Consider the following 12,632-nt stretch of genomic DNA (forward strand, 5'->3'; position numbering starts at 1 on the left):
CGGCGGGCCTCAGACCAGCAGGTCCTGCAGGGCCGGCGCGAGCTCAACGGCGCCCACGGGCTTTCCCGCCCCCGTGATCGGCTGTGTGACGAGATCAAGGACGCGGGCGGCGTCGGCCTCGGAGATCGCCCCGGTGTGGGCGAGCAGGGTGAGGCCCACGAGGGAGTTGGCGCGCGAGGAGCCGTCGAGCATCTTGATGGCCACGGACCATCCGGCCCGGGTGCCGAGGCCGAGCACGCCCTCCGCGCCGAGCTTGGTGATCACGTCCAGCTCCTGCATGATCACCGTGTTGGAGCGCCCCGGTCCCTGCACGTACTCCGGGTAGTCGAGCATCGAGGTGGCCACGGTCGCGGCGCGGGCGTCTGCCTGGATGTTGCGGGCCGCCCGGCCGAGCGTGGAGTACATGCGTGCGAGTCCCTTGAGGCTGATGGCCGGCAGCGGTGCGCCGCAGCCGTCCACCCCCACGTGGGCGGGGGCCTCGCCGGCGAACTCCTCGACCGTCTCCAGCACGAGCCGCTGCAGCGGGTGCTCGGGGTCCAGGTAGGTGTCCGTCGGCCAGCCGTTGGTCACGCAGGCGAGCAGGAACGCGGCGTGCTTGCCGGAGCAGTTCATGCACATGCGGTTCTGGCCGCGCGCCGTGCGGACCAGCCACGCGCGGGTGTCCTCGTCCTGGGGCCAGTCCGGCGGGCACTGCAGGGCCTCGGGGCCGAGCCCGGCGGCCTTGAGGATCGAGCTGACGGCATCGAGGTGGTCGAAGGTCCCGGTGTGGGACGCCGCGGCGATGGCCACCTGCTCGCCGCGCAGCGCGGCCCCCGCCTTCATGGCGGCGACCGCCTGGAACGGCTTGAGCGTGGAGCGCGGGAAGATCAGCTCCTCGGGTGCGCCCACGGAGAGGGCCACGGAGCCGTCCGGGGCGAGCACCACGGCCGAGCCGCGGTGGCGGGACTCCACGAAGCCGCTGCGCTGCACCACGGCGAGATCCACGGCCTGATCCGAGCTGAAAGTCTGCATGGGCCCAGTATGTCAGCGTCGTGGGGTGCAATCGTTGCCCGCCCGGGCCCGGTGGCCGATACGCTGAGCCGGTGAAGGTTTTGGTGGTGGGCCCCGGCGGCCGCGAGCACGCGATGATCACGTCCCTCCTGCGGGACCCGCACGTCAGCGAGGTCCACGCGGCCCCCGGCAACGCCGGGATCGCGCAGGACGTTCCGGTGCACCCGCTCAACGCACAGGATCCGGAGGCAGTGGTGGCCCTGGCCCGCGAGCTCTCGGCGGACCTCGTGGTCGTGGGCCCAGAGGCGCCACTCGTGGCGGGGGTTGCGGATGCGCTCGACGCCGCTGGGATCCCCGTCTTCGGCCCGTCCCGCGAGGCAGCCCGGATCGAGGGCTCCAAGTCGTTCGCCAAGGAGATCATGGCCGCGGCGGGTGTTCCCACGGCGCGCGCCGTCGCCACGTCGGACATGATGCAGGTGCGCGAGGCGCTCGAGCTCTTCGGCGCCCCCCACGTGGTCAAGGACGACGGCCTGGCGGCGGGCAAGGGAGTGGTGGTCACCCAGGATCGCGACCGCGCGGAGGCACACGCCCGGGAGTGCCTCGACGCCGGCGGCTCCGTGGTTGTCGAGGAGTTCCTGGACGGCCCCGAGGTCTCGCTGTTCGTGCTCAGCGACGGCGAGCACGTGGTGCCTCTGCAGCCCGCGCAGGACTTCAAGCGCGTGCGCGACGGGGACGAGGGCCCGAACACCGGCGGCATGGGTGCCTACACCCCGCTGGACTGGCTGCCCGAGGACTTCACCCGGGAGGTCGTGGAGCGCGTGGCCCGGCCCGTGGTGAACGAGCTGCGCCGCAGGGGCACCCCGTTCACGGGCGTGCTCTACTGCGGTCTGGCGCTCACGCCCCGGGGCGTGCAGGTGATCGAGTTCAACGCGCGCTTCGGGGACCCGGAGACGCAGTCCGTGCTGGCCATGCTGGAGACCCCGCTCGGGGAGCTGCTGCTCGACGCCGCCCGCGGCAGGCTGGACGAGGAGCGTCCGCTGCAGTGGCGGCCCGGGGCCTCCGTGACGATCGTGCTCGCGGCCCACAACTATCCGGGGGCGCCGCGCAGGGGGGACGTGATCTCCGGTCTGGAGGAGGTCAACGAGGTTCCCGAGACCCGGGTGATCCACGCGGGCACTGAGCGCAACGACGCCGGGGAGCTGGTTTCGGCGGGCGGGCGCGTGCTCGCCGTCGTGTCGCTGGGCGCGGATCTGCGGGAGGCCCGCGAGCGTGGCTATCGTGGGGTCCAGCGCATCACGCTGAACGGATCCCACCACCGCACGGACATCGCGCTGGCCGCGGCTGAGGGGCGGATCGAGGTCCCGACACCGGGTGCCGCGCAGCACACTGCAACCCGGGGCACGGCCACCTCCATGGACGGGCGCCCCGCGGCGAGCACAGCAGAGGAGCAGGCATGAGCGAGCACGGCACACCCCCGGAGATCCCGGGCTGGAAGCACATCTACTCCGGGAAGGTGCGCGAGCTCTACGTTCCGGACGAGTCCCGGCTCAGCGCCACGGGCGTGGCCATCCACAACGACGCCGAGTACCGCGCGGGTGCCGTGCTGGTGGTGGCGAGCGACCGGATCTCCGCGTTCGACCAGGTCCTGCCCACCGAGATCCCGGGCAAGGGCACCATCCTCACCCAGCTGTCCCTGTGGTGGTTCCAGCAGCTGGACGGGATCCCCAACCACATCCTCACCACGGACGTGCACGAGTCCGTGCGCGGGCGGGCCGTGGTGTGCAAGAACCTCTCGATGTTCCCCGTGGAGAACATCGTGCGCGGCTATCTCACGGGCTCGGGCCTGAAGGACTACCGCGCCACGGGTGCGGTGTGCGGCATCGAGCTGCCGGACGGTCTGCGTGACGGGGACCGCCTGGAGCAGCCCATCTTCACCCCCACGGGCAAGGCCGAGCTGGGGGAGCACGACGAGCCCATCACCTACCGGGAGATGGCGGACGTGGTGGGCAACTCCGTGGCGGACCGGCTGCGCGAGCTGTCCCTGAAGATCTACACGCGAGCCGAGCGGATCGCCCGGGAGCGCGGGATCATCGTGGCGGACACCAAGGTGGAGTTCGGGCTGGACTCCTACCGCGGGGCCATCACGCTGGGGGACGAGGTCCTGACCCCGGACTCCTCGCGGTTCTGGGACCTGGAGACCTACAAACCCGGCCAGCCCCAGCCGTCCTTCGACAAGCAGTACGTGCGGGACTGGCTGCGCTCCGACGAGTCCGGCTGGGACGGGCAGGGGCCTGTCCCCGAGCTTCCCGAGGACGTGGTGGCGAAGACGCGTGAGCGCTACGTGGAGGCCTTCGAGAGGCTCACCGGCCGTGCGTTCGACCCCCGCGGACCGTTCATCGAGGTGGCCGGGCCGCCGGAGTACTGAGCCCGCGCCAGCCGGCGGACGACTGTCCCGGGGAACGCCACCCTGCGGAAGATCACCCCGCGCGAGGCTGCCCTGGGGCAGGACCGCCCTCCGGGAGCACATCCGGCGGGAAGTCGTCAGGCGGAGCGTCCCAACGGGCTCGGCGCACGTCCACCTGGACCCAGTGCGCCCTCGTGTCCCGCAGGGGCGTGCCCTCGCGCTCGTAGTGTTCCCGCGCGGTGATCTGCAGGTAGTTCGGCAGGGTGCCGTCCGCGCGCACCACCCGCCACCAGGCGGCGCTCCGGCCGAGCTTCCCCGAGGCCATGATGCGCGCCGCGAGCCGCGGGGTCCCGAGCCGGGCGAGGTCGGCCACGTCTCCGTAGCTGAGCACCCTGCCCGGTGGGATACTGGCGACGACGCCCCGCACCGCCTCGACCGCGTCCTCACCGCCGCGCGCCTCCGGGTCCCGGCTCACGCGAACGGGATCCGCACGTCCAGGCACCACGCGGCGTCGTGCGCCCCGTACTCCACGCTGCCGTCGAGCAGGGCCACACGCTCGCGGATTCCCGGCAGCCCAAAGCCGGAGGTCAGCTCCGCGCCGGGGGCCTCGGCTTCGCCCGCGGGCTGGGCACCGCGGCGGACCGGGTTCTGCGCGTGGACGTGCACGCAGGAACCGCTCGTGGACACCTGCATCTCGCAGTGAGAACCGGCGGGGGCGTACTTGATCATGTTGGTCGTGGCCTCCTGCATCACCCGGGCCGCGGTGCCACGGACGGTTGTGGGAAGGCGTGCCGCGCCGTCGTCGAGCGTGAACTCCGGGTGGAGCCCCGAGCGCTCGAGGTTCGAGGCGAGCGTGCGGGCGATGTCGCCCAGCGATCCCGTGGTCAACCCCGAGGTGCCACCGGCCTGGGGGCGTGCGGGGCCGGCGGGACCGGGGGAGTCGCGCAGCACCTGCAGCAGGATGCGCAGCTCCTGCAGGCCCGAGCGTGCGGCGGTGTCCATTGCGTCGATCGTGCGGTGCAGTGCGGCCGGGTCCTGTTCGCGCTGGGAGCCGGCGGCCTGCATGGTGACGAGCGTGAGCTCGTGGGCCACGACGTCGTGCAGGTCCCGGGCCAGGGCCAGCCGTTCCTGCTCCCGCAGCTGCTGGTGCGTGACCTCGAGCACCGCGAGCCGCCGGGCATTGAGACGGTACTGGGTGAGGAAGAAGCGCAGGGCCACACCGAACAGCGCGCACACGCCGAGGGGCAGGCCGAGCGCCCACACGAAGCGGGTGTCGTGGGAGACGGCGGAGACCACGACGATCCACGCCGCGGAAGTCGCGACGAAGAGGGCGACGGTGCGGCGAGGCAGCATGGCAACGACGCCGACCATGACCACGCACGCCCCGAGCAGCATTGCGGCGTATTCATCGGGCACCACCGATGCCGCGTAGCCCACGACGATGACGACGGTGCTCGCCTTGGGCGACCAGGCGAGGAGGGCCACCGCGCCGTAGCTGAGGACGGAGGTCCCGGCCGTCAGAATCGCCGTGAGGGGTGTCAGCGTCTGCCAATCGACGGAACGCAGGTCGTCGAGCAGTGCGAGTGCCGCGAAGAGCAGGACGACGATTCGCAACCAGTTCGGCATGGAGCGAGTGAGCGCCGTCGGCTGGTCGTCGCGGGATGTGGGTGCCGGGATCAGTGGCCGCCCTTGCAGAGCAGCGGCAGGTACCCGCAGATCACGGAGGAAGGCCCGGTGCGCACGGAGGCACCGGTATCGGCGGCGGCGGGCGCCATGGCGCCGAAGGACAGGCCGCACACGAGGGCGGCGGTGACGGCGGTGCGCACCATGCGGGTGCGGCGGGTGCGGGTGGCGGAGGCGTGCGGGAGTGTCGAGATCTGTTTCATGGTGCCAGCTTATGATCGCCTCATGGATTTGTGCAGACTCCTCCTCGTCGACGACCACCCGCTCATGAGGGATGCACTGGCCAACCTGTTCCGCGCCGAGCCGGGCTTCGAAGTGGTCGGCGAAGCGGGGGAGGGTGCCGAGGCCGTCGAGAAGTGCCTCGCGCTGCAGCCGGACGTGGTACTGATGGACATCCGCATGCCGGGGATGGACGGGATCGAGGCCACGGAGCAGATCGTGCGGCAGTGCCCGAGCACCAAGGTGCTCGCCCTCACCACGTTCTCGACCCTGGAGTACGTGGTGCCCGCGCTGCGTGCCGGGGCCTCCGGCTACCTGGTGAAGGATGCGCGGCACAACGAGATTGTCTCGGCCGCGAGCCTGGTGCGGGAGGACGAGCTTGCGCTGTCTCCGTCCGTGGCGAGCTCGCTGGCGAACAACGTGCTGGGGGACGTGCCTGTGCCGTCCGTGCGGCGCAGGAGCCGGCGGGAGGCGGTCGCGCACGCCTCGGGGCTGTGGGCCACCGGCCCGCTTCCCGGTGCGCCGCAGCTCGCGCCGCGGGAGCTCGAGACCCTGGAGTCGATAGCGCGGGGGCTGAACAACGCCGAGATCGCCGAGCGGATGTCCGTCTCGCACGGCAGCGTGAAGGCCTACGTCTCCCGACTGTGCGAGAAGCTGGCCGTGCGGGACCGGGTCCAGGTGCTGATCGCGGGGATCGAGTGGGGCCTCGTGAAGCCCGCTCTCGACGACGACGACGCGGGCCGCCCCTGATTCCCAGGTTCTGCCCAGTTTCAAGGCCCAGGTCTGGTCGGATGGCCATAGCCCTTCGAACGCCGCGTGCGGCACAGTGGATGGTGGACGCCCTGACCCGGTGTCCACCGCTCCCGGGGGATGGGCGACTGTACGGCGCACCGAGCTCCCGGGGAGTGGACCGCTGGATTCGCGGCGGGGGCCCTTGTACCCCACCCCCGGACGAGTTCCGCGAGCCCTGGATCACCTCGCGCGCAGCTCCGAGGGCTCCCGCCGCGTCAGCAGCCCGAGCGTGGGCGGATCTGGCCCCGGCGCCCTCCGACCAGGGGGTGCCGGGGCAACCCGCTCACTCGGAGCCGGTGCCCCCGGTCTCGTCCGGGACGAGCGCGTAGAACCACAGGATGTGCTCGCGCAGCAGCCGCGCCGCCAGTTCACCCTCCCGATCGAGCGTGGCCCGCAGGATCTCCCGGTGCTGGTGCTGCAGTCCCGCACGCACCCCGGGCCAGTCGGAGGTGGCCGCCACGGTCTCCTGCACGTAGCCGATGGTCGCCTCGCGCAGCGACGCCATGATCGTCTCCAGCACCACGTTGCCGCCCAGGGACGCCAGCTGGAAGTGGAACTGCGCGTCCAGGCAGTGGAACTCGGCGTCGGCCACGTCCGGGCGGTCCATGCGGTCCAGCAGCGCCGTCGCCTGCTCCAGGACGGCGGTGCGCTCCGGCACGTCCGAGCGCGCGGCGTCGAGACTCGACTGGGTCTCCAGCAGCACACGGGTGCTCACCACGTCCGCTACGGGCAGGGACCTGGTGGCGATGTGCATGCGCAGCGCCCACCCCAGTGCTGCCGAGGGGTCCGAGATGACCGTGGCACCGGAGTGCGGCCCGGACCCGGTGGCGGAGCGCACCAGCCCCATGGCCGCGAGGATCCGCACCGCTTCGCGGACCGAGGCACGGGAGATGCCGAAGTCCTCCGCGAGGGTGCGCTCGGCCGGCAGCTTGTCGCCCACCCGCAGCTCACCCGAGCGCAGCTGCCGTTCGAGCCAGTCCAGCACCACGGTGTAGGCGGGGGCGGTGCTCATGGTTCCTCCCAGGGGATTGCACGCGATGGCCCGCCACCGCGAGTAGCGGTGACGGGCCGGGACGCCTCACTGTACCGATGCGGCTCAGGCTGCTGGCAGCATCCAGGCGAGGACGTTGGACTGCAGGAACACCAGGCAGCACAGCACCAGGAGCATGCCGAGCGACCACGGCACGACCGCCCTGAAGATGCTGGACTCCTTGCCCTGCATGCCCACGGAGGTGGACGCGATGGCCAGCGACTGCGGGGAGATCATCTTGCCCACCACGCCACCGGACGTGTTGGCCGCCGTCATCAGGTGGGGATCCAGCCCGGAGCCCAGCGCCGCTGTCTTCTGCAGGTTGGCGAACAGGGCGTTGGCCGAGGTGTCCGATCCCGTGACCGCGGTACCCACCCAGCCCAGGACGGGTGAGAAGAAGGCGAAGGCCGCGCCGAGACCCGCCACGAACGTGCCGATGGCGATGGTCTGGCCCGAGAAGTTCATCACGTAGGCCAGGGCGAGCACGGCCATGATGGTCAGCGCGGAGAAGCGCATCTTCCAGAAGCAGCGCCCGATCTCCGCGATGGCGTTGCCCACGGAGAGGCGGAACATGCCGTTGTGGTTGAACAGGCAGTACACGATGGTGACCAGCAGCCCCGTGATCAGCAACAGGGTTCCGGGGCTGGAGAGCCACTGGAAGTTGTAGACGGTCCCCGTGATGGCCTCACCCTTGGCGTTGAGCAGGTGGCCGTGCAGACCGGGCCAGGGGATCTTCACGTCCGTGGTGGCCAGGGCCTTGGGGACGTTGACGCCGGCGGTCCACAGCTTGGCGATGCCGAAGATCACGACCACCAGGACGTAGGGGAGCACGGCCATCCAGATGCGGCCCGGGGTGAGCACCGCGGCGCTCTCGGGCTTCTCCACGCCCAGGTCCGCGCGCACAGCCTCGGCACCCTTGGGGCGCCAGAACCGCATGAGGACCACGGCCGCCGCGAGGCCTACAAGGGACGCCACGACGTCCGTGAGCTCGTAGGAGAAGTGCGTGGCGCACCACCACTGCGCGATCGCGAAGCTGCCGCCCACCACGAGCGCGGCGGGCCAGGCCTGCTTGAGGCCGCGGGCGCCGTCGACGATGAGCAGCAGGAAGAAGGGGACCACGAACGCGAACAGAGGCGCCTGGTGGCCCACGACGGCACCGATGTGCGCGGGGTCCAGATCCGTGAGCGCGCCCGCGGTGGTGATGGGGATGGCGATGGCGCCGAAGGCCACCGGGGCGGTGTTGGCGATCAGCACCAGGGTGGCGGCCTTGAGGGGCTTCAGGCCCAAGGCCAGGATCATGGTCGCGGTGATGGCCACGGGCGCGCCGAAGCCGGCCAGTGCCTCCAGCAGGCCGCCGAAGCAGAACGCGATCAGCATGGCCTGGATCCTCAGGTCACCGCCGCCGATGGTGTCGAAGATGGTGCGGAGGTCCTCGAAGCGCCCCGAGAGCACGGTCACCTGGTAGAACCACAGGGCCATGACCACGATCCACACGATCGGGAAGAGGCCGTAGACGGCACCCTGCGTGGCGGTGAGCAGGGCGAGCTGGGTGGGCATGCCGAAGCCCAGGATCGCCACGGCCAGGGCGACCACCAGGGAGGTCAGCCCGGCCACGTACGCGCTGGCGCGGAAGGCCAGCAGCATCACGAAGAAGGTCAGCAGGGGGAGGCAGCCCACCAGGGCGGAGAGGCCGATGCTGCCTCCCACGGCATCGGTCACGGCGGTGAAGGTGGTCACAGGATCTCCAAGGGGTGAGGGGTGGATCGGAACCGCAGTTCTCGGGGTGGGGCGGTTCTGGCCGGGGCGGTGTGCACCGTGTCCGGAACCGGTCGTAGGATAAGTGGTCAGGCCACAGTGGTCCGACCACACAGCGTACATGATCCAGGTCACACGATTAAGGCGTGGCGCCCGGTGATTCGTGAGATGACGAGCGCGTCCGGCGGATGTTCGCGGCCGCGTGCGCGCATTGTTGTGATCCGGTTCACGGGCGTAGCCTGGCCTGGACGCAGAGATGGACCGAGGCAGACGATGACCAGAGCAGACGGTTGGGAGACCACAACATGAGAATCGCGCTCTTCGCCACGTGCATTGTGGATGCCATGTATCCGAAGGTGGCACTGGCCACCGTGCGGATCCTGGAGCGGCTGGGACACGAGGTGGTGTTTCCCCAGGGGCAGGGCTGCTGCTCCCAGATGCACATCAACAGCGGGTACTTCGACGACGCCGTTCCCGTGATCCGCAACCATGTCCGGGCCTTCACCAGCACGGACTACGACGTCGCCGTGGCGCCCTCCGGCTCGTGCGTCGCCTCCCTGGGCCACCAGCAGCCGCTGGTCGCGCGGCAGTGCGGGGACGCCGCGCTCGCCGAGGACGCGGCCATGGTTGCGGAGAACACCTACGAGCTCTCGGAGCTGCTCGTGGACGTGCTCGGCGTGACCGACTCGGCCGCCCAGCTGGGCTCCTGGTTCCCCCACCCCGTCACCTACCACCCGTCCTGCCACGGCATGCGCCTGCTCGGGCTCGGGGACCGCCAGAAGGACCTCGTGCGCTCCGTGGAGGAGATCGAGTTCCACGAGTTGCCGGACGCCGAGGAGTGCTGCGGTTTCGGCGGCACCTTCTCCTTCAAGAACCCGGACGTCTCCGGCGCCATGGCGGATGCCAAGCTGCGCAACATCGTGGACTCCGGTGCCTCCCTGTGCACCGGCGGGGACGCCTCCTGTCTCATGCACCTGGGCGGAGCCGCCTCCAAGCGGAAGCTGGACGTGCAGACGGTCCACTTCGCGGAGATCCTCGCGTCCACCCGCGCCAACCCGTTGATCGTGGACGGGCCCGTGGAACTGTCCATCCCCCAGCCCGGCCGCCGGTCGGCAGCCCCGGTAGGAGCCACCCGATGAGTATCACGTCCCTGGGCATGCCCGCCGTGCGCCCCGTCCACGGCCAGGGCAACCTTCACGCTCAGGTGGCCTTCCCACAGGCCGCCAAGAAAGAGCTGCAGAACGAGCAGATGCGCGCCAACATCCGGCACGCCACCCACTCCATCCGCGCCAAGCGCGCGAGCGTGGTGGGCGAGGTCCCCGACTGGCAGGCGCTACGCGACACAGGGTCCGCGACCAAGGAAATGGTCATGGCGCACCTTCCCGAGCTGCTCGAGGAGTTCGAGCGCAACTTCACCGCGCAGGGCGGCGTCGTCCACTGGGCGCGGGATGCGGACGAGGCCAACGCCATCGTGACGAGCCTGATCCAGGAGCAGGAGGTCACGGACGTCATCAAGGTCAAGTCCATGGCCACCCAGGAGATCGGGCTGGACGAGCACCTGCAGGAGCACGGCATCTCCGCCACGGAGACGGACCTCGCCGAGCTGATCGTGCAGCTGGGCAAGGACAAGCCCTCTCACATCCTGGTCCCCGCCATCCACAAGAACCGCGAGGAGATCCGCGAGATCTTCCGCAACGAGATGACCGAGACCACGGACGAGCTCACGAGCGAGCCGCGCGTGCTGGCCGAGGCGGCCCGAAAGCACCTGCGCGAGAAGTTCCTGACCTCCAAGGTCGCGATCTCCGGAGCGAACTTCGGCATCGCGGACACGGGAACGCTGTCCGTGGTGGAGTCCGAGGGCAACGGCCGCATGTGCCTCACCCTGCCCGAGACGCTGATCACGGTGATGGGTATCGAGAAGCTGCTGCCCAGCTACGAGGACCTCGAGGTCTTCTTCCAGCTGCTTCCGCGCTCCTCCACCGGTGAGCGCATGAATCCGTACACCTCCCTGTGGACCGGTGTCACACCCGGCGACGGGCCCCAGAACGTGCACGTGGTGCTGCTGGACAACGGCCGCTCGGCGGTGCTCTCGGATCCCGAGGGACGCTCCGCGCTGCACTGCATCCGCTGCTCGGCGTGCCTGAACGTGTGCCCGGTGTACGAGCAGGTCGGCGGCCACGCCTACGGCTCCACCTACCCGGGGCCCATCGGCGCGATCCTCTCCCCGCAGCTCACCGGCATCACCTCCGAGGAGAACGCCTCCCTGCCCTATGCCTCCTCCTTGTGCGGGGCCTGCTACCAGGTGTGTCCCGTGAAGATCAACATCCCCGAGATCCTCGTGCACCTGCGGGACGAGGACGTCCGCACGCAGCACGGGGAGCGCACGGACGTGGCCGCCCCAGCGCCCACCTCGACGGATCCCGCGATCACCGCGGGGGACGAGTGGCGCGAGGAGAAGTCCCTCACCGCGGACGAGGGCAACGGCGGACAGGACGGCGCGCCCGAAGAAGGGACGCTCAAGGACCTCTCCACGAAAGCGCGGCGCGTCGGCCGCCGGATGCGCGATGCCGTTCCCACGCGCGGGCTTCCCACGCAGATGGACGCGATGATGAAGGGTGCGTCCTTCGTGATGTCCTCGGGTCAGCGCATGTCCCTGGCCGAACGCGCCCTGCCTCTGGGCCGCGTGGTAGCGGGACGGGACCACGCGATCGGCTGGCTCCCCGGCATGGTGGGTGGCTGGACCCAGCAGCGTGACGTCCCCGAGCCGCCCAAGGAGTCCTTCCGCAACTGGTGGAAGAAGCACGAGGACGAGACGGCCCAGCGTCTGGATCGGGACGGCGCGACGCTTGACGCCCGGGCGGAGGTGCCCGGGTCGGATCGCTCCGCGCCCGCGGATGGCAGTGCAGCCGGCCAGGGCGTTGCGTCCAGCCGGGGCAGTGCCGCCGGTAAGAGCAGTGCCGCTGGTGGTGGGTCCGCCGGTGGGGAGTCCTCCGGGGTTTCCGGAGCGAGAGCGGACGACGTCGCCGGGGGAGTCTCGGAGGCGAACGCCGACCCCACCGAGCACAACGACCGGAACGCCGGGCGACGCACGGAAGAGAACGGGGAGCAGGCATGAGCACGGACGCCAAGACCGAGATCCTGGAGCGGCTCGCGGGCGCGCTCTCGGACCATCCGCAGGCACCCGAAATCCCTCGGGCCTACCGGCGGCACTCCGAGCTGAGCCGCGAGGAGATCGTGGACATGCTCGAGGACCGGCTCCTGGACTACAAGGCGAACGTGTTCCGAGAGACTGCGGAGACCGTCGCGGAGCGCATTGCCAGCCAGCTCGGGGCGTCCGCGCGGTACGTGATCCCCGAGGGCTTCGACACCGCCCTACTGCCCGAGGACACCGCCGCACGACGCGTGATCGTGGACCCGAACGACTCCCGGGGGGCCTCCGCGCTGTCCGTGCGAGAGCTCAACCGGGTGGACGCCGTGGTGACTTCCTCGACCGTCTCGTGCGCCCAGACGGGGACCATCTTCCTGTCGGGACGTCCGGACGAGGGGCGCCGGGCCATCACGCTCGTACCCGACCACCACATCTGCATCGTGCCGCTGGAGACCGTGGTGGAGCTGATCCCCGAGGCGATCTCGCGGGTGGAGCCCACCGTGCCGACCACCATGATCTCGGGCCCCTCAGCGACGTCGGACATCGAGCTCGAACGAGTGGAGGGGGTGCACGGTCCCCGCACCCTGGACGTGATCCTGCTGGGCTGAGCC

At 70.6% G+C, this 12,632-nt stretch carries 12 protein-coding genes; 6 read left to right on the forward strand and 6 right to left on the reverse strand.

The features are described from left to right. Positions 1–9: 9 nt before the first annotated feature. Positions 10–1,011, reverse strand: a complete 1,002-nt coding sequence (locus tag B3G12_RS04065) for an asparaginase (protein WP_144940930.1) — start codon at positions 1,009–1,011, stop codon at positions 10–12. A gap of 71 nt (positions 1,012–1,082) precedes the next feature. Between B3G12_RS04065 and purD the strand changes: the two genes are divergently transcribed. Together purD and B3G12_RS04075 are read left to right on the forward strand one after the other, a co-directional pair. Further along, a complete protein-coding gene (purD, locus tag B3G12_RS04070) occupies positions 1,083–2,447 on the forward strand; it encodes a phosphoribosylamine--glycine ligase (protein ID WP_094395111.1) in 1,365 nt (454 codons plus the stop codon). Then, complete coding sequence (locus B3G12_RS04075; protein WP_144940927.1) at positions 2,444–3,415, forward strand: phosphoribosylaminoimidazolesuccinocarboxamide synthase; 972 nt, start codon at positions 2,444–2,446, stop codon at positions 3,413–3,415. Before purD ends, B3G12_RS04075 begins: the two co-directional genes overlap by 4 nt. Positions 3,416–3,467: 52 nt before the next feature. Here B3G12_RS04075 and B3G12_RS04080 read toward each other — a convergent pair whose 3' ends face one another. From B3G12_RS04080 to B3G12_RS04090, 3 genes are read right to left on the reverse strand one after another with little or no spacing between them, the layout of a single operon-like run. Next, entirely contained in the window at positions 3,468–3,869 is a 402-nt protein-coding gene (locus B3G12_RS04080; RefSeq protein ID WP_232300179.1) for an MGMT family protein, read from the reverse strand. Continuing rightward, positions 3,866–5,020 carry a sensor histidine kinase gene (locus B3G12_RS04085; protein ID WP_144940924.1) on the reverse strand — a complete coding sequence of 385 codons (1,155 nt, stop codon included), beginning with the start codon at positions 5,018–5,020 and terminating at the stop codon, positions 3,866–3,868. The genes B3G12_RS04080 and B3G12_RS04085 overlap by 4 nt, the downstream gene beginning before the upstream one ends. A 50-nt stretch (positions 5,021–5,070) precedes the next feature. Beyond that, a complete protein-coding gene (locus B3G12_RS04090) occupies positions 5,071–5,280 on the reverse strand; it encodes a hypothetical protein (protein WP_055082287.1) in 210 nt (69 codons plus the stop codon). Between the two features lie 22 nt (positions 5,281–5,302). Between B3G12_RS04090 and B3G12_RS04095 the strand changes: the two genes are divergently transcribed. Further along, on the forward strand, positions 5,303–6,046 hold the full coding sequence (locus tag B3G12_RS04095; RefSeq protein WP_055082289.1) for a response regulator transcription factor: 744 nt from the start codon (positions 5,303–5,305) through the stop codon (positions 6,044–6,046). Positions 6,047–6,371: 325 nt separating this feature from the next. Here the strand turns inward: B3G12_RS04095 and B3G12_RS04100 are convergent, their stop codons facing one another. Together B3G12_RS04100 and B3G12_RS04105 are read right to left on the reverse strand one after the other, a co-directional pair. After that, a complete protein-coding gene (locus tag B3G12_RS04100; RefSeq protein ID WP_144940921.1) occupies positions 6,372–7,100 on the reverse strand; it encodes a FadR/GntR family transcriptional regulator in 729 nt (242 codons plus the stop codon). Positions 7,101–7,184: 84 nt separating this feature from the next. Then, on the reverse strand, positions 7,185–8,855 hold the full coding sequence (locus B3G12_RS04105) for an L-lactate permease (RefSeq protein ID WP_144940918.1): 1,671 nt from the start codon (positions 8,853–8,855) through the stop codon (positions 7,185–7,187). A 323-nt stretch (positions 8,856–9,178) separates the two neighbouring features. Between B3G12_RS04105 and B3G12_RS04110 the strand changes: the two genes are divergently transcribed. Genes B3G12_RS04110 through B3G12_RS04120 form a run of 3 tightly spaced genes read left to right on the forward strand, consistent with a single transcriptional unit; the run spans position 9,179 to position 12,629 of the window. Beyond that, positions 9,179–10,012: a (Fe-S)-binding protein gene (locus B3G12_RS04110; RefSeq protein WP_144940915.1), complete on the forward strand. Its 834-nt coding sequence runs from the start codon at positions 9,179–9,181 to the stop codon at positions 10,010–10,012. Beyond that, positions 10,009–11,988 carry a lactate utilization protein B gene (locus tag B3G12_RS04115; RefSeq protein WP_055082295.1) on the forward strand — a complete coding sequence of 660 codons (1,980 nt, stop codon included), beginning with the start codon at positions 10,009–10,011 and terminating at the stop codon, positions 11,986–11,988. The genes B3G12_RS04110 and B3G12_RS04115 overlap by 4 nt, the downstream gene beginning before the upstream one ends. Beyond that, positions 11,985–12,629 (forward strand): LutC/YkgG family protein, encoded by a 645-nt coding sequence (locus tag B3G12_RS04120; RefSeq protein ID WP_055082296.1) that lies wholly within the window; start codon positions 11,985–11,987, stop codon positions 12,627–12,629. Before B3G12_RS04115 ends, B3G12_RS04120 begins: the two co-directional genes overlap by 4 nt. The last annotated feature ends 3 nt before the right edge of the window (positions 12,630–12,632 follow it).

Origin of the sequence: Kocuria sp. UBA5001 (genome assembly GCF_002398425.1) — a bacterium.
GTDB classification, from domain to species: domain Bacteria; phylum Actinomycetota; class Actinomycetes; order Actinomycetales; family Micrococcaceae; genus Kocuria; species Kocuria salsicia.

Excerpts from the sequence above, each read along its gene's own strand:
- B3G12_RS04115 (WP_055082295.1), top strand. The coding sequence starts at position 10,009 with ATGAGTATCACGTCCCTGGGCATGCCCGCCGTGCGCCCCGTCCACGGC.
- B3G12_RS04065 (WP_144940930.1), bottom strand. The coding sequence starts at position 1,011 with ATGCAGACTTTCAGCTCGGATCAGGCCGTGGATCTCGCCGTGGTGCAG.
- B3G12_RS04075 (WP_144940927.1), top strand. The coding sequence starts at position 2,444 with ATGAGCGAGCACGGCACACCCCCGGAGATCCCGGGCTGGAAGCACATC.
- B3G12_RS04120 (WP_055082296.1), top strand. The coding sequence starts at position 11,985 with ATGAGCACGGACGCCAAGACCGAGATCCTGGAGCGGCTCGCGGGCGCG.
- B3G12_RS04110 (WP_144940915.1), top strand. The coding sequence starts at position 9,179 with ATGAGAATCGCGCTCTTCGCCACGTGCATTGTGGATGCCATGTATCCG.
- B3G12_RS04100 (WP_144940921.1), bottom strand. The coding sequence starts at position 7,100 with ATGAGCACCGCCCCCGCCTACACCGTGGTGCTGGACTGGCTCGAACGG.
- B3G12_RS04085 (WP_144940924.1), bottom strand. The coding sequence starts at position 5,020 with ATGCCGAACTGGTTGCGAATCGTCGTCCTGCTCTTCGCGGCACTCGCA.
- B3G12_RS04095 (WP_055082289.1), top strand. The coding sequence starts at position 5,303 with ATGGATTTGTGCAGACTCCTCCTCGTCGACGACCACCCGCTCATGAGG.
- B3G12_RS04090 (WP_055082287.1), bottom strand. The coding sequence starts at position 5,280 with ATGAAACAGATCTCGACACTCCCGCACGCCTCCGCCACCCGCACCCGC.